This window comes from Halomonas ventosae, from assembly GCF_004361885.1.
Classification (GTDB): Bacteria; Pseudomonadota; Gammaproteobacteria; order Pseudomonadales; family Halomonadaceae; genus Halomonas; species Halomonas ventosae_C.
The window spans coordinates 158,134-174,430 of the sequence record NZ_SNWH01000006.1; the positions used below are offsets into that span (position 1 = coordinate 158,134).

Here is a 16,297-nt window from a genome sequence, read left to right on the forward strand (position 1 = left end):
TGTTATTGATAGCTAACCGGTCTGACGGAGCTTCCCCATGTGCGGTCGCTTCGCCCTCTACAGTGACTTCCCCACCCTGGCGGCTTCTCTCAAGCTGCCGCTGGCTGAAGGCGAGCTGACGCCTCGCTACAACGTGGCGCCGGGTACCTGGATCCCCGCCGTGCGCAGGCGCGATGAGGACTCCTCCCACTGTCAAACTAGTTGGTGTTTCAACGGTTCTAGACTCTGAACCGTGTGGGCGTGACGAGGTTCCGAGAAGATTCTCGACGCCTTCGCCTTCTACTACCGCAAGGCCGAGCTGACCGATGTCTCCGATCTCAACATCTTCTATGACCTCCAGCCGAGCCTGGAGCCAGCGGCATCTACCCCTGGCTTGGGGTGGAGAGCTTTGCCGATCTTGTCGTCAAGCTGTGATCGCGCCCGTGCCTGGCGACCAGGCACGGGCATGGGGGGTTACAGGCCCAAGGCAGAGGAGGTGGAGCGGCGCGGGTCGGCACCGCCGTAGAACATGCCGTCCCTGATCGTGATCGACTGGGCGGCCCCCATGGCAGGTTGCAGGCTGATGGTATGGCCGCGCTCCTTGAGCAACTCGAGCGTATCGGGGCTGAAGCCGGCCTCGATGCGAATCTCGTCGGGAAGCCATTGGTGATGCATACGGGGCGCGCTGACTGCGGATTGGATGTTCATGTCGTGGTCGATGACATTCATCAGTACCTGCAGGGTGGTGGTGATGATGCGCGAGCCGCCGGGACTGCCGGTGATGAGGAAGTTCTTGCCGTCACGCTTGACGATGGTGGGTGTCATTGACGAGAGCATGCGCTTGCCGGGTTCGACCTTGTTGGCCTCACCCCCTATCAAGCCATAGGCGTTGGGCACGCCGGGCTTGGCGGAAAAGTCGTCCATCTCGTTGTTGAGCAGAAAGCCGGCGCCCTTGACCACGATGCCGGAGCCATAGCTGAAGTTGATGGTGTAGGTGTTGGAGACCGCCAGGCCATTTCCGTCGGCGATGGAGAAGTGGGTGGTCTCGTTGGACTCGTAGTCAGAGGGGTTGCCGGGCGCAATCTCGCTGCTGGGAGTGGCCCGGTCGCCGATCTGGCTGCGCAGCTCCGCGGCATAGGCCTCGGAGGTGAGGCCCGCCAGGGGAACGTCGACAAAGTCGGTGTCGCCGAGGAACTCCGAGCGGTCGGCGTAGGCACGCTTCATCGCCTCGGCCATCAGATGCATGCTTTCCGCGGAGCCGAAACCCAGCTCACTGATGGGATACGCCTCGAGAATGTTGAGTATCTGCACGATATGCACGCCGCCGGAAGAGGGCGGGCTCATCGCATAGATATCGTAGCCCCGGTAGGTGCCATGGCTCGGCTCACGAATCACCGGCGCATAGTTCGCCATGTCCTCCAGGCTGATCAGGCCGTCGTGACGCTGCATTTCTGCGACGATCATCTGCGCCGTTTTTCCCTCGTAGAACTCGCGCGCTCCCTGCGCAGCGATGCGCTTGAGGGTGTCGGCGAGAGCCGGCTGGCGGAAGGTCTCGCCTACCTCGTAGGCACTGCCGTCCTCCTTGAAGAACTTGGCCATGCTGGCATCCCAGGCCTCGAAGCGCTCTCGGGTGTCCTGCAGGCCCTGGACGAAGCGCGCAGGTACCGCAAAGCCCTCTTCGGCCAGCTGAATGGCAGGCGCCAGCGCGTCGGCCAGGCTCATGGTACCGTATTGCTCCAATGCCAAGGCCAGGCCGGCGACGGTACCCGGAACGCCCGCGGCAAGGTGGGTAAAGCGTGAGCGCTGGGGCACGGCATCGCCGCTCTCATCCTGAAACATGGTCTCGAAGGCGGCGGCAGGTGCGGTCTCACGGTAGTCGATGGCGATCACCTCGCCGCTGTTCTCATCGGAGATCAGCATGAAGCCGCCGCCGCCGATATTGCCCGAGCGAGGCTGGGTCACCGCCAGGGTAAAACCGGCGACCACGGCGGCATCCACCGCGTTGCCGCCGTTGGCGAGCACATCACGGGCCACCTGCGAGGCAAGAAAATGACTGGTGGCGACCATGCCACTAGGGCTCTGCTGGGGATGGAAACGCTCGCCCTCGAGGATGGCTTGCTGGGCGAGCAGCGTGGGCGTCACCAGTAGGCCGCCGATGACAAGAACCGCGGCGAGCGCTTTACGGGCGTGTCGGCTATCAAACGTAGTGGTCATGCTTTGTTGTCCTTTGTTGTTGCGCAGGGTTGTTGCGCAGGCGCGCGGCCGTCTCGGCATCGAAAAGCGTGTCGTCGCTACGCCCCAGGATCGCCTCGGTGACAAGGGCCTTGTGTAGAGAGGCCACGAGGCCGCTGTGGTCGTGTCAGGCATCCAGGCGGCTGGCCACGGCATCCAGGAAGCCCTGCATGTCGACGACGGTTTCGGAGGCGGGGTCGGTGGTCTTGCCCTTGAGATCGCCGGTGATGATGCCGTCGGCGACGGTATCGATCAGTGCGGCCTTGAGGCGGGTGGCATAGTCGATCAGGGGCGCGTTGTCCTCACGCTCGCCAAGGGTCTCCAGGGCGTTGGCCACGGCGAAGATCAGCGCCGAGGAGTTGAAGTGCGCCTCCTGGCCATCGCTCTCCAGGTACGTCAGGTAGAGATCATGGGCGGTGCCGTGGGGTGCCTCGAAGAGCATGGTGCCGCTCTTGCTCTCGATGATCGAGCTGGCGGTGGCCAGGCTGCCGCCGAGAGCGGCGGAGATGTCCGAGAAGATGTCGCCGTCGAGGTTCTGCGCCGGATAGAGGGCGTTGCGCGGCGGGTCGGTGATCATCTTGATCAGCTGGCTGGAGGGTCGCATGATCATGAACGACGGCGGCGGGGTGTCGGCCTGGGCCAGCTCGCGGCGCACATCCGTGATGACGGTACTGAACACCTCGTCATAATCCATGTACTCGCGCTTGAGGCCGAAGTAGACCTCCTTCTGTTTGCGCGAGGCGTCGCGGAACACCTGGGTGACCCAGTCCTTGATGGCCTCGTGGTCGTTGGACATCAGCAGGATGGGGTCGCCCTGCTTGACGTGGCGGGCGTGCTTCTCGTCGCCGTCGACGATCACCTTGAGGATGCCGTCCTCCACGGCGGGGGCGTTGTAGCTGCCGTACTGGTCGCCGCCGCCGGCGCTCATCCGCGACAGCGAGACGTGCGCCTTGCGGGTGGGGATGCCGTGCACCTTGAGCTGCTCGACCAGCTTGTAGAGCTTGCGCCCGGTGGTGTTGTCCGGCACGCCCCACAGCGCCCGCTGGGGCGGGTTGGCGACGATGCGCGCGGCCTGGGCGTCGATCAGCTCATAGTGGTAGGCGAGTCCCGATGCCTCGACCTGGGCTCGATAGTGTTTATCGTAGATGCCCTCGATGGCGGCGCGCATCACGCCGTCGTAGCCGGCGATCACGGTGTCCTTGAGGCCCAGGTAGATATCGCGCTTCTCGTCGATGGCGCGCTGGAAGAAGCGGTGCGCCCAGGCCTTGATCGCGTCGATGTCGTTGGTGGCGAGCAGCCAGGGGTCGCCCTTCTTGACCTCGCGGCGGTGCAGTTCCACCGGATCACCGCTGGCGCCCACGAACATCAGCTTGACGATGCCGGTGGCGGAGGAGAGCTCGTTGTAGCTGTCCTTGCTGCCGCCGGTCGCCATGGTGTCGACCTCGATGTCGCGACCGATCCACTCGGGCTTGTTGAACTGCAGGTTGCGGAACTGGATGTCCTCGCGGGTGATGTTGCCGCCGATGCCCTTGCGGATGGCGCCATTGGGGGATTTGGTGGCCAGCGGGTGCAAGGTGGTGCCATCGAGCTCGGGATGGGCCGCCAGCAGCTCGCCCAGCTGGGCGCGGTTGACCGTCATGCCGGCGTTCTTCACACCCACCCCGTGGCGCTTGAGCGCCTCGATGGCATCGATCACCGCCTGGCCGTTGGTGACCAGGCGATTCTCCGCGGTCAGGTCGATCTCCACCAGCTCGATGTCAAGCCTGGAGGTCACGAAGGTGTCGAGGATCCGCTCGAAGGCCACCTGCGCCATCTCGTCGCCGTGCAGGATGACCAGGGGGGCTGTCACGTTGATCTTGCTGCTCATCACTTTTCCCTTGTTGAGACGATGTAAACCGCTGCGATGATCGAATGCGCACAGGGTACGCCTGCCGCGGATTCGGCGCCATGTGCTCGGGCTGGCGGTCAGTGCCCCTCGGGGTCGGTGGCCCAGCGTTCGTCCGGATGCACCTCGTTGGCGGGCAGTACCGGGTCGTAGCCCTCGGCGCGCAGCGCGGCGATCAATTCGCGGGTGTGATCGCCGCCCAGGGTCTCGAGGGTGGCCTCGACCTCGGTGGCGCGCAGCGAGAGGTCGGTGAAGGTACGCTGGTGGGCGATCTGGATGACGTTGGCGCGCAGCGCGCCAAGCAGGCGGGTGAGCTCGGCCAGCGAGCCGGGCACGTCGGGGATGCCGACGCGCACCCGCACGATGCGCCCGGAGCGCACCAGGCCGCGCTGGATCACCGAGGAGAGCGCCAGCATGTCGATGTTGCCGCCGCACAGCACCAGCCCCACCTTGCGGCCGCGGTAGCGCGCCGGGTCGGTAAGCAGGGCGGCGAGTCCCGCGGCGCCGGCACCCTCGGCCACCGTCTTCTCGATCTCCAGCAGCATCAGGATGGCGCGCTCGAGCTCGGGCTCGTCCACCAGCACGATATCGTTGACCAGTTCGCGCACGATCTCGCGGGTCAACATGCCCGGCTGCTTCACGGCGATGCCTTCGGCCAGGCTGGCCAGGCCGCAGTGGATGGGCTCATTGGCCAGTGCCTGCTTCATGGCGGGAAAGCGCTGGGTCTGCACGCCGATTACCTCGATCTCGGGCTTTAGCGCCTTGGCCGCCACGGCATTGCCGCTGATCAGCCCGCCGCCGCCGACGGGGATCACCAGGCAGTCGAGGTCGGGGACCTCCTCGAGCATCTCCAGGGCGATGGTGCCCTGGCCGGCGATGATTCGCTCGTCGTCGTAAGGATGCACGAAGACCAGATTGCGCTCCTTGGCCAGACGCCGGGCATGAAGTCCAGCCTCGTCGACCCCGTTGCCCTGCAGATGGACCTCGGCGCCGAGGTGGCGGGTGTTGCGTACCTTGAGGTTGGGGGTGTGGCGAGGCATGACGATGGTGGCATGGATGCCCAGCCGCTTGGCGTGATAGGCCACCGCCTGGGCATGGTTACCCGCCGACATGGCGATCACGCCCCGGGCGCGCTCCTCGGGGCTGAGCGAGAGCAGGTGATTGAGGGCGCCGCGCTCCTTGAAGGAGGCGGTGAACTGGTGGTTCTCGAACTTGATGTAGAGCTCGCAGCCAGTGAGCCGCGAGAGGGTGGTGGAGGGCAGGCAGGCGGTGCGCTCCACGCTGCCCTGCAGGCGGGCGGCGGCCTGTCGGACGTCGTCGAGGGTCACGCTCATGGGCGGGTCGTCTCCGATGAGGGGCGCGGGTGGGGATCGCGGGTGTCTTGCCGGGCGGGCAGGCGCGCTGCCAGGGCGAACACGTGGGGGTCGTCGACGCCGAGCTCGCCCAGGGCTTGGGCCAGGTTGACCAGGTAGTCGCGGTTGGGGCCGCTGGGGCCGTGGGCCATGGCGATCTGCTCGGCGATGGCCTCCAGCGGGGCCTCGCCGAGAAAGGCAGCGTTGTCTTCGGTGGCAAGGTACACCAGCCCCTCGGCGCTCGGCGGCCGGGCATCATCGTCGAAGTGCAGGCGGATCACCTCGCGCAGGTAACCGTTCTTCTCGCGCACGTCGAGTGGGCCGAGCACCTCGGGGGTGATGCGGTAGGCCATGCCGTGGCAGGTCGCCCCGGGTTCGCGCACCAGGGTGACCACCCGGCCCGGCGCCTCGGGGGTGCCGCGGTGGTCGTGGGAGCCCTGCCAGAAGCGGCGCGCCCAGCCCTGGATATGCGCCGGGCGGCGCTCGAGGAAGGGGAAGTCGGCCTTCCAGATCAGCGAGCCGTAGCCGAACAGCCAGATCTCGTCGTGGCCGTCGAAGTGGGTCATCTGTCGGTTGCGGTGGGTCGTGTCGAGAGTCATCCCTGAATGATGCGTCGGCCGGTGGCGAATGTCGACGGCCGCCGGGCGGGTGAGCCGATAAGCCCTCAGCCGACGAGTTGCCAGGGTGAGGTGTCGTCACTGCGCTGCAGGAAGGGGCGGTCTCCCTTGATGGTCACACGCTCGCCGCGCCGCACCTGGCCGGCATAGTCGAAGATGGCGCGATGTTGAGTGCAGCGGTTATCCCATAGGACCACTGTGTTGGGTGCCCAGTGTACGCGTACCTGGAACTCCGGTGTCTCCTGGTGGCGATAGAGAAATTCCAGCAGGGCCTGACTTTCGGCATGCCCCAGCTCGACGATCTCACGGGTGAATCCGCGGTTGACGAATAGGCTCTTGCGGCCCGTTTCCGGATGCGTGCGAACCACCGGATGCACCGCCTCCGGGTAGGGCTTGTCACTTGGCACGCCGAATCGGCTGCGATCCTGGGCGGGCTGGTTGCCGTAATATAGCCGGTAGGTGGCTTCTCCCGAGTGCACCGCTGTCAGCCCTTCCAGGAAAGCCTGCATGGCGGGGGATAGTGCGTCATAGGCGGCATAACCGCTGGCAAACAGGGTGTCGCCGCCCACATCGGGTACCTCATGAAGGTAGAGGATGCTGCCCAGCGGCGGCTGTGCATCGCAGGAGACATCGGAGTGCCAGTGCCCGCCATTGACGGCCTGTTTACCCGAGCGAATGGCCTTGGGATCGTTGGAAGAATTCTGCCCAGCCTCGATAGGGAATATCTCCGGGTAGCCTTCGGGCCCCTTGGCCATGGGGTGAATATGCAAGTCACCGAAACGCCGACCCAGGGCGATATGCTGATCGCGGCTGAGTTGCTGGTCGCGCAGGACCAGTACCTGATGGTCGAGGAAGAGTGCATGCAGCGTTTCGACGTCATGGTCATCGAGGTGTGCCAGGTCGAGTCCGCTGATTTCGGCGCCGATATGGCCGCTCAACTTTGTCACGCTGATGCCTTGTGTCGTCATGGAACATCTCCTGAGTAGACGGTGAATGTCGGCCTATCCAAGCAGCCAAAACGACATCCAGGCCAATCACGATTCCTGCTATGGGTTTTACGAAATACATATCCGCACTGCAGTGAAAAATACTTCACTGGCTGAGTGATTTGCTCAGTAAAACAACTCATTGGCGGGCTCTTCAGGCGAGGGGCAAGGTGAGTGTTTCGACAATCACGGACACAGATGGAGAGCCCCATGTCGCTGACAACATTCCGATACGCCGGCCTGACTCTGCTAGCCTTGGCCGCCACCGGCGGCACCCAGGACGCAGAGGCGAGCGAACGTATTCGCATCGCCGAACAGTTTGGGATTGCCTACCTGCCGCTGCAGGTCATTCAAGACCAAGAGCTGATCCAGAAGTATGCCGAAGACGCCGGTCTCGACGTCGACGTCGAGTGGCGGCGCCTTTCCGGCGGTGCCGCCGTCAATGATGCGCTGCTCTCCGGCAGCATCGATATCGCCAGTGCCGGTGTGGGCCCGCTGCTCATCGCCTGGGACCGCACCCGAGGCAACCTCGATGTCAAGGCCATCGCCGCCTTGGGTCATGCCCCCAACTTCCTGCTGACCCGTGACCCGGAAGTGCAATCGATCGAGGACTTCGGCCCTGAGGATCGCATCGCCCTGCCGGCGGTGGGCGTCTCGGTGCAGGCGCGTTTCCTTCAGTATGCCGCCGCCAATACCTTCGGCGCGGAGGAATACGACGTATTGGATCGTCAAACACTGTCGCTCCCCCATCCCGATGCGACGGCGGCGCTGATCTCCGGGGGCACCGAGATCACCGGTTACTTCTCCAGCATTCCCTATCAGTATCAGGCACTGAAGCATGAAGGTATCCACAAGGTGACCGACTCCTACGAGATCCTCGGCGGCCCCATCACGCCAGTGCTGGTCTATGCCACCGATCGCTTCCGCACGGACAACCCTGAACTCTATGAAGTGTTTCGTGCCGCCCTGGAAGAGGCCAGCGAGATCATCGAGGCCGATCGTGACGCCGCCGTGGATGCATTCCTGCGCGTCACCGGCTCTGGGTTGGATCGCGACTTCCTCTCTGGGCTGGTTAATGACCCGCAGATCGATTTCACGTTGGTGCCTGACAACACCTATTCGCTGGCGGAGTTCCTATACCAGGTGGGGGCCATCGAGCATCGCCCCGAGAGCTGGCAGGACTACTTCTTCGATGAGGCACACGCCTGGGAGGGAAGCTGATGACGAGCCTGACCGCGCTGCGCAAGCAGGAGACCCCACGGCACACGGCAATGCCACCCTTGCCAGCTACGCCGCGCCTGGCGGTGGATGGCGTGACGCTGGAGTACCGCACGCCCCGCCAGGTGGTGAAGGCCACCCAGCGGGTCAGCTTCGACGTTCAGGAGGGGGACCGTTTCGTGCTGCTGGGCCCCTCGGGGTGTGGCAAGTCGACCCTGCTCAAGGCGGTGGCGGGTTTCCTCTCCCCGGCAGAGGGAGAGATCCGGCTCGATGGTCAGCAGGTGGTCGGTCCAGGCCCCGACCGCCTGGTGGTCTTCCAGGAGTTCGATCAGCTGCCACCCTGGAAGACGGTCAAGCAGAACGTCATGTTCCCGCTTTTGGCCTCGCGCACCCTGGGGCGCCGAGAAGCGGAGCATCGTGCCCTGGTGACGCTGGAGAAGGTGGGTCTCGACGCCTTCGCCGATGCCTATCCCCATACCCTTTCCGGGGGCATGAAGCAGCGGGTGGCCATCGCACGGGCCCTGGCCATGCAGCCACGCATTCTGCTGATGGACGAGCCCTTCGCGGCGCTGGATGCCCTGACGCGTCGCAAGATGCAGGAGGAGTTGCTGACCCTCTGGAAGGAGGTTGGCTTCACCCTGCTGTTCGTTACCCACTCCATCGAGGAGGCACAAATCGTGGGCAACCGGGTGTTGCTGCTCTCACCTCACCCGGGCCGAGTACGTGCCGAACTGGGCTGCGAGGCGGATAGCCTGTCGAACCTCGGGAGTGCGTCCACCAAGTCCCGTACCCAGCAGATCCATCAGTTGCTGTTCGAGCACGAGGGACGACCATGAGTGAACCTCGGCCCTATCGCTACGCCACCCACCTGGCCTGCCCGCGCTGCAAAGCGATCCCGGCGCCATGGGGGCCAAGCGCATCAACCGCAATGCCGGGGCGGCCCGGCCGCTCTACGCCGCTCGCGCCGCCATCATGCGCCCCGCCAGCCGCGCACTCGGGCTTGTTCCTGTTGGCCCCCGAAGAGGATCTGGCGAAACATCACGCACCGCATGGGAGAGCCTTATGACTCTGCATACTCTGAGCGTCGACCGATTCCAACGGGCCGACCGAGTTCACGAATTACCGCCGGTCGAAGCCAGCGAACTGGCGGTGTCGCGTCCGCTCTGGCAGCGAGCTTGGGATCTGGGCGTGGTGAGGAAGCTGACGATCCTGCTGGCCCTGGTCGGGTTGTGGGAGCTGGCCGCCCGCTATCAGGCCAACCCACTGCTGCTGCCCGGTGCCAGCGATACCGCCACCGCCCTGTGGCAGGGCCTGGCCTCCGGCACCTTGATCCAACGCAGCGCGGTGTCGCTGTCGGTGCTGCTCAAGGGCTACGCTCTGGGTACGGTGCTGGCATTGGCCCTCACGACCCTGGCGGTATCTACCCGCCTGGGGCGCGACCTGCTAAGCAGCCTGACGTCCATGTTCAGCCCGCTGCCGGCCATCGCCCTGTTGCCCCTGGCGCTGCTGTGGTTCGGCCTCGGCGAGGCCAGCCTGGTATTCGTGCTGGTGCACTCGGTGCTGTGGGCCATGGCGGTGAACATCCACCAGGGCTTCCAGGGCGTTTCCGAAACGCTGCGGATGGCGGGTCGCAACTACGGCCTGCGCGGCCTGCGCTATGTGGCCCATATCCTGATCCCCGCCGCGCTGCCGGCCCTGTTGGCTGGATTGCGCATCGGTTGGGCCTTCGCCTGGCGCACCCTGATCGCCGCCGAGCTGGTGTTTGGCGCCTCATCCGGGGAGGGCGGGCTCGGCTGGTATATCTTCCAGAACCGCAACGAACTCTATACCGACAATGTCTTCGCCGGGCTGGTGGTGGTAATCCTGATCGGCCTGCTGGTGGAGAACCTGATTTTCAATACCCTGGAACGCATCACCGTCAAGCGCTGGGGCATGGTGCGCTGAGCGCCTGCTAGCTGCCAAGGTGTTCCTCAAGTGACCGAGGCGCGCCACCCTGACTTCACTTGCGAGACATGTCACCATGCCCCTGACCCGAGTGATCGACTATTTCAATACCCATCTTGATGCTTTCAACCCACAAGCCAGCCTGCGCCGGCATGCTCGATTCCGCTATGAGAACAATCAGGTGTCGGCCGATGTGGCGGGCAAGCACGTACGGCCACGCCAGCAGCCCATTCTGACGCTTGCCGGGCTCACGCCGGTGGCCCATGAGAGCCGCATTCAACTCATTGACCCGCACGGCGTTCGTGAGACGACGGACCCGCTCTATTTCTTCTCCTGGGATCGCGAGGATGTGATTTTCCTCGACCGCTTGCTGCGCGTGCTGCATGCGCTGCACCATCTCTCACGCCATGGCGTCGATGCCGCGCCGCTGGTGGTCGACGTTCACTGGCGCCATCTCCAGGCCGTGGAGGCCTCCCACGGAGCGGTCTTCGAGGCGCTGCTGGCGCGTCTTGGCTTGCACCCCCGGCAGGCGGTGCTGCGCCTGAGTGCCCTGCGCCTGCTCAGCGACGCTCATGCCCGGGAGGCCGCCGAGAGTTTCCAGCGTCACGGCTATCCGCTGCTGGCTCAGGGTGTCCCGGTGGATGCACCACCGACCGCCTGGCGCCTGCTGAGTGAATCAGGGGTAAGGTGGGTGACGCCGGAACCCCACGCTCTGCGCCTGGCACGCCAGGGGCGCGAGCACTGGCCTCGGCTCACTCAGTGGAACCGCGAGGCGCATGCCGCCGGTATGACCGTCTGGTGGCCGGGCCTCGACACGCCAGGAGATCTTGGTATCGTCACACAGCTCGAGCCGACGCTGGTCAGCGGTGACCTACTGAGTCAAATGCAACCCTATCAATGGGAATGAAGCGGAGTCAGGCCAGGCGCCGCAGGCCAAAGCACCTGCAGTGCCAATTCGTTGAAGTAGCGAGTAGATTCCACAATGCCGATAACCGGACAATGTGTTGAGGTGGCGACGTTAATGTCAAGATGCACAGCTGCTGAATGTTCATGCAGAACACCCCAAAACAGAAATGCTTATGGGAATATAATGTATGCCTCTATTACTTAAAAGCATTAGTGGCGACATCCACATCATCTCCCGACGAAGTCGACGAGGGACACCTTAAATTTGAATTCACCACTGTAATGTCACCGTTTCTTGCTTATGACCAGTATCTCACTGGTCGGCCTGATCAGCACTTAGTGCCCAGCCCGAATTACAGGGGCCACTCCAAAACCTGAATTCCTGGAGTTAAATTCCCAGGAGTTAGTTGTGGGGAATTAGCGGTTCCTCGATTACTGATAATCATATGAAATATTCTTGTTTAATCGACCGGCGCGAGGCTCCTATTATCGTGGAATCATCCCGTCGTTATCGAGTACGCCATGTACCAGGCTTTCGGTTTAAAAAGCGCATTTCTTGTGGCACCTCAAAATCCATTCTGTGGGTTCCTGTGCCGTGGTGGTACCAGTGATCACAAGGATGGCTGGGGAATCGCCTATTACGCCGATGGTGACCATCAGCTTAATGTCGAGAAAACCAGCGCCTTCAATTGTCGCAATGCTCGTTCCTTTCTTGACCGTGACATTGTCACTCGCAATCTGATACTGGCCCCGGCAAGCCGGTGAGCCAATGAAGGCTCGGCTTGTGGATTGCAATCAGTGGCTCGACGACACGGTCTATACCGGTACTCCCTTGGTGATGGTGGCAACCCAGCCGATTACCGAAGGTCATGAATGGCAGCGATTCGAAAAAAACGAACTGGCTGTTTTTGTAGGCGGATCTCGATATCGCGATGAGTCAGACATTTCGCTGATGGATGGATTTGATCTAATTCAATAAATGTCGTGGTTGAACCGTGGATGTCTGCCGAGCGAGATGTCCTTCTTGCCGCGTGCTGAGTAGATTATATTCGCCATCAGCCATGGTCACTGAGCAATTTTTCCCGACAATTCCTTGGGCTTGACCATGCGATGTCAAAACAAAGCTTGAGCACTAGCCCCCGCACGCACTCTCAAAATTCTCATTTATTTTCAACCGATTGACATCTTTCAAGCCGGCACCGACGTCATCATTAGGACATGGAAGGGCCCGGGGATGATCATCGCCGCCGCAAAGTGTCTGTGCTTACTGCTTTAGCCAATGCCAATGTGGTATGGCGCTTGCATTATAATGGATTATCCGTCGCCGGTATCGGCTAAATGTGCTGTGGCTGTTCATTGAATAAAGGATGGTAGTGCGGAATTTTTAATATGGTTAGCGGAGATAACCATTTAGTCTGATAAGTGATGAGCGATAGGATAAAGGTCTCATCAAGCGCAAAGGTATTGTTTGCTCAAGAGGCCATCACTATGAAAAAAGTAACCACCTATGACGTCACAACAAGAGGCGTCACCAAGGCGCTAAATGGCAACAATGCACGCCTTCGTCAGCTGGGGCAGGCGCTGACCCGCGCCGGTAATGTTTGCCTGGGTCGGTATGGGGCGCTGGTCGCCTTCTTTGGCCTGTGGCAACTGGCGAGTTCGCTGGACTGGCTCAACGTCGCGGTGATACCGCCTCTCGATAGGATCGTGGTGGCGCTCTACAACGCGGTCTTGCATGGCACCTTGATGGACGATATAGGCATTAGCCTGCAGCGCTCTGGCATCGCCTTTGGCGCCTCGGTGCTGATTGCCATTCCGCTGGGGCTGGTCATGGGCAGTTTTCGTGCCATCGAGCAGAGCCTCGACCCGATCCTGCAGCTCTTTCGCCAGACCTCGGCACTGGCCGTCTACCCGGTCTTCATCCTGCTGATGGGGCTCGGCGAGGCCTCCAAGATTTTCGTCATCTTCTGGGCCTCGGTCTTTCCGCTCTTGATGAACACTATCACCGGCGTGCAGCAGGCCGATTCCAAGCTGATCGAGATGGTGCGTGTATTTGGTGCTTCCCGCTTCGAGGTGTTTCGCCGCGTCGTGGTGCCCAGCGCCATTCCTTCCATCTTCGTTGGCCTGCGCCTGAGCGCGACGTCGACGCTGCTGCTGCTGGTTGCCGCCGAGATGATTGGGGCCAACCGAGGCATCGGCTTCCAGGTGATGAACGCTCAATACAACTTTCAGATCCCGCTGATGTTTGCCGCCATTTTTCTGCTGGCCGGGCTTGGCCTGCTGGCCAACTACTTGCTGGTAGCGCTCCAGAAACGTCTCTGCCGCTGGGAGAATGATGGCAGCACCTGATTCGAATGTTTCGCCAATCAACGACTTCAATGACGAAGAGGAACTTATTGATGAAAAAACGAACCATCAAGAAACGCGCATTGGTTACAACTACGCTGCTGTTGCTGGCAGGACAGGCCGTGGCGACCAGTCAGGCGCTGGCCGCGGACGAAGCGGCCAGCGAGCCGGTAACCATCCGCTATCTCAGTAGCCGTGGTCAGATTTCGATACCAGAAATAGCGCAAGCGAAGGGTTGGCTCGAGGAGAAAGGCGTGACGCTCGAGTCCGAGGGATTCAGCCAGGGCGGGCCGGAGAGTCTGTTCGCCATGGCGTCTGGGTCGATCGACATTGCCGGTGCGGCTACCTCTGCGACAATTAACGCCATCGCCAATGGAGCGGATAACGTCGGCATCATGGCTTCCAGCGGTGTCAACGAGGAGGTCAATAGCCGCTTCTATGTGCTTGAGAATAGCCCCATCAAACAGCCCTCAGACCTGATCGGCAAGACTATCGCGGTCAATACTCTGGGCGCGCATCTGGATTATGTGGTGCGCGAGTATCTGCGGCAAAACGACATTCCCTATAACGCGGTGCGCCTGGTGACGGTGCCGGGTCCGCAGCTCGGGCAGACCCTGCGCTCCGGCCAGGTCGATGTCGCTGCCGTCGGCGCTTGGCAAACCGTGTTTGCCGGTCAACTCGAAGAGGGAGGTGGGGTACGCTCGCTGTTCAGCGACTACGAGTTATTGGGTGATATCACGCTGAGCCCTTACTCCATGGAACGCGACTTCGTCGAGCAGCACCCCGAGGCGGTGCGAGCGCTGGTGACCCAGTCCGGGCGTGCTGCCAACTGGGTGCGCGACAACCCGGAGAAGGCGCGATCACTGATCGCCGAGCTGCTGGCCAAGCGTAACGAAAATGCTCAGCTGGCGGAGCACTGGGCCGGCTTTGGTGTGCGCGACAGTGCTCAGCTCAGCGAGCACGATGTGCAGTACTGGCTGGATGTGCTCGAGCGGGAAGGGACACTGACCGCAGGGCAACTGTCGGTCGGTGATGTGGTGACCAATGCCTACAACGACGCCGCCAGCATCGAGTTGGGCGGGGGAGTCGAACAATGACGGCCATAGCCAAGGGCTTGAGCGTGGGCCACATCAGCAAGTCGTTCACGCTCAAAGATAGCCACCTGGAGGTACTCAGCAACATCGATCTGGAGATTGCTGCCGGTGAGTTCGTGGCCATCATCGGCGCCAGCGGCTCGGGCAAGACCACGCTCTTGAGGATTCTGGCGGGTCTCGAACAGGCGGACAGCGGCACGATTCATCTGAATGGCCAGTCGATTCAGGGAGTCGGGTCAGAGCGCGCCATGGTCTTCCAGGAACCTCGCCTGTTGCCCTGGCTCACGGTGGAGGCCAATGTCGCCCTGGGGCTTGAGCTGATTGGCGAAAATAGCACTCAAGCGCTGGAGAAGGCGCGTCACTATCTCGATATCGTCGGCTTGACGGCGTTCTACAACGCCTACCCCCGCCAGCTCTCCGGCGGCATGGCCCAGCGAGTGGGGATCGCTCGGGGGCTGGCCATCTCCCCGGAAATTCTGTTGCTCGACGAGCCGCTGGGTGCGTTGGATGCGATGAAGAAGATTCGCATGCAGCAGGAACTCGAGCGCATCTGGCGCGAGCAGGCTATCACCATGGTGATGGTGACGCACGACATTGAGGAGGCGGTCTACCTGGCGGATCGCATCGTCATTCTCTCCAGCGACCAAACAGCCACGCTTCAGGTCATGAACATAGACCTCCCGCGGCCACGCCAGCGCAGCGACAGCCAGTTCGTCGCCTACCGCGAGGCGCTGCTCAAGACCTTTCACCTCAACGATACTCGACATACGACTACCGCAACGGAGAGTACGCCATGAGTCAGACTGCCACCGCTGACGTCTCAGCCTCGATAGATGCATCAACACCCGCGGGTGCCTTGTCCGCTGCGCGCCATGACCAGCCGCTGACCATCACGCCCACGGACGGCGCGCTCGGCGCCGTGGTGATGGGCATCGACCTGACACAGCCGTTATCACCGACTCACTATCTGCAACTCAAGCAGGCGTGGCTCGAGCACCATATCCTAATCTTCAAGGGGCAGCGCTTGACCGACGAGCAACTGCTCGACTTCACGACCTACTTCGGCGACGTCTTCCATCCACCCGGCCATATTCCGGTGCTGGCCACAAACGAGCAGGGCTTAACCCCGGACATCGTCAAGGTCTCCAACGTCAAGGGCGGTTACACCGGCAATGGTGAACTCTCCGCCCACGTGGATCACCAATGGACACCACGCCCCTCCAAAGCCTCGGCGCTCTATGCCCGCCAGATTCCCTCGACCGGCGGTGACACTTATTGGTACAACCTCAATCTCGCCTGGGAAACGCTCGATTCACACATCCGTCAGTCAATCGCCGGGCTTTCGCTGATCACCTACAACCCCTTTCTCAACCGCGATTCGTCCCGCCCCGGCTATCGTGTGCCGGACAATCCGCCCAAGGGCGAGGCGCACCCTCACCCGCTGGTCACCACCCACCCGGAGTCGGGCAACAAGCAGCTGTTTTTGGGTGAGGCGACCGAAGTCGAGATTCCCGAGCTGGACTATGCGTCGGGCAAGGCGCTGATCGAGAAGTTGCGCGCTCACCTCTACATCCCGACCCATCGCTACGAGCACCGTTGGGAAGTGGGCGACGTGGTGCTGTGGGACAACCGCGCCACCGCCCACTACCGCTCCGCTTTCGACGAACGGGAAATTCGTGACATGCGGCGGGTTAGCCTGGCGGGCGGGCGTCCCTTGTAGGGTCACAAGCCTTTTCCT

16 protein-coding genes are annotated in these 16,297 nt (G+C 62.3%); 11 read left to right on the top strand and 5 right to left on the bottom strand.

What is annotated here, in order from left to right; translation table 11 throughout:
- Positions 1 to 37 precede the first annotated feature (37 nt).
- Complete coding sequence (locus DFO68_RS07050) at positions 38 to 229, top strand: SOS response-associated peptidase family protein (RefSeq protein WP_133482956.1); 192 nt, start codon at positions 38 to 40, stop codon at positions 227 to 229.
- 224 nt (positions 230 to 453) lie between these two features.
- Here DFO68_RS07050 and ggt read toward each other — a convergent pair whose 3' ends face one another.
- The 5 genes from ggt to DFO68_RS07075 all read right to left on the bottom strand — a co-directional run bounded on the left by ggt (position 454) and on the right by DFO68_RS07075 (position 7,033).
- Positions 454 to 2,193 carry a gamma-glutamyltransferase gene (gene ggt, locus DFO68_RS07055; protein WP_133482957.1) on the bottom strand — a complete coding sequence of 580 codons (1,740 nt, stop codon included), beginning with the start codon at positions 2,191 to 2,193 and terminating at the stop codon, positions 454 to 456.
- Between the two features lie 145 nt (positions 2,194 to 2,338).
- Entirely contained in the window at positions 2,339 to 4,078 is a 1,740-nt protein-coding gene (locus DFO68_RS07060) for an isocitrate/isopropylmalate family dehydrogenase (RefSeq protein ID WP_133482958.1), read from the bottom strand.
- 98 nt (positions 4,079 to 4,176) lie between these two features.
- Positions 4,177 to 5,430, bottom strand: a complete 1,254-nt coding sequence (locus DFO68_RS07065; protein ID WP_133482959.1) for a threonine ammonia-lyase — start codon at positions 5,428 to 5,430, stop codon at positions 4,177 to 4,179.
- Entirely contained in the window at positions 5,427 to 6,047 is a 621-nt protein-coding gene (locus DFO68_RS07070) for a gamma-glutamylcyclotransferase (RefSeq protein WP_133482960.1), read from the bottom strand. Before DFO68_RS07070 ends, DFO68_RS07065 begins: the two co-directional genes overlap by 4 nt.
- 65 nt (positions 6,048 to 6,112) lie before the next feature.
- Complete coding sequence (locus DFO68_RS07075; protein ID WP_133482961.1) at positions 6,113 to 7,033, bottom strand: TauD/TfdA dioxygenase family protein; 921 nt, start codon at positions 7,031 to 7,033, stop codon at positions 6,113 to 6,115.
- Between the two features lie 228 nt (positions 7,034 to 7,261).
- Between DFO68_RS07075 and DFO68_RS07080 the strand changes: the two genes are divergently transcribed.
- The 10 genes from DFO68_RS07080 to DFO68_RS07125 all read left to right on the top strand — a co-directional run bounded on the left by DFO68_RS07080 (position 7,262) and on the right by DFO68_RS07125 (position 16,279).
- A complete protein-coding gene (locus DFO68_RS07080) occupies positions 7,262 to 8,272 on the top strand; it encodes an ABC transporter substrate-binding protein (RefSeq protein WP_133482962.1) in 1,011 nt (336 codons plus the stop codon).
- Positions 8,272 to 9,105, top strand: a complete 834-nt coding sequence (locus DFO68_RS07085; protein WP_243726455.1) for an ABC transporter ATP-binding protein — start codon at positions 8,272 to 8,274, stop codon at positions 9,103 to 9,105. The genes DFO68_RS07080 and DFO68_RS07085 overlap by 1 nt, the downstream gene beginning before the upstream one ends.
- Before the next feature lie 226 nt (positions 9,106 to 9,331).
- The gene (locus tag DFO68_RS07090) at positions 9,332 to 10,213 is read left to right on the top strand and encodes an ABC transporter permease (RefSeq protein ID WP_133482963.1); all 882 of its coding nucleotides are present in this window, start codon (positions 9,332 to 9,334) and stop codon (positions 10,211 to 10,213) included.
- A 76-nt stretch (positions 10,214 to 10,289) separates the two neighbouring features.
- Positions 10,290 to 11,120 carry an EAL domain-containing protein gene (locus DFO68_RS07095; protein WP_133482964.1) on the top strand — a complete coding sequence of 277 codons (831 nt, stop codon included), beginning with the start codon at positions 10,290 to 10,292 and terminating at the stop codon, positions 11,118 to 11,120.
- 521 nt (positions 11,121 to 11,641) lie between these two features.
- Positions 11,642 to 11,884 carry a class II glutamine amidotransferase gene (locus DFO68_RS07100; RefSeq protein ID WP_133482965.1) on the top strand — a complete coding sequence of 81 codons (243 nt, stop codon included), beginning with the start codon at positions 11,642 to 11,644 and terminating at the stop codon, positions 11,882 to 11,884.
- A 4-nt stretch (positions 11,885 to 11,888) separates the two neighbouring features.
- Positions 11,889 to 12,098 carry a hypothetical protein gene (locus tag DFO68_RS07105; RefSeq protein ID WP_133482966.1) on the top strand — a complete coding sequence of 70 codons (210 nt, stop codon included), beginning with the start codon at positions 11,889 to 11,891 and terminating at the stop codon, positions 12,096 to 12,098.
- A 509-nt stretch (positions 12,099 to 12,607) separates the two neighbouring features.
- Entirely contained in the window at positions 12,608 to 13,468 is an 861-nt protein-coding gene (locus DFO68_RS07110; RefSeq protein ID WP_133482967.1) for an ABC transporter permease, read from the top strand.
- Positions 13,469 to 13,518: 50 nt separating this feature from the next.
- Positions 13,519 to 14,562 carry an ABC transporter substrate-binding protein gene (locus tag DFO68_RS07115; RefSeq protein WP_133482968.1) on the top strand — a complete coding sequence of 348 codons (1,044 nt, stop codon included), beginning with the start codon at positions 13,519 to 13,521 and terminating at the stop codon, positions 14,560 to 14,562.
- Positions 14,559 to 15,356, top strand: coding sequence for an ABC transporter ATP-binding protein (locus DFO68_RS07120; RefSeq protein ID WP_133482969.1), 798 nt, complete (start codon positions 14,559 to 14,561; stop codon positions 15,354 to 15,356). The genes DFO68_RS07115 and DFO68_RS07120 overlap by 4 nt, the downstream gene beginning before the upstream one ends.
- Positions 15,353 to 16,279 (top strand): TauD/TfdA dioxygenase family protein, encoded by a 927-nt coding sequence (locus DFO68_RS07125; RefSeq protein ID WP_133482970.1) that lies wholly within the window; start codon positions 15,353 to 15,355, stop codon positions 16,277 to 16,279. Before DFO68_RS07120 ends, DFO68_RS07125 begins: the two co-directional genes overlap by 4 nt.
- Positions 16,280 to 16,297 lie beyond the last annotated feature (18 nt).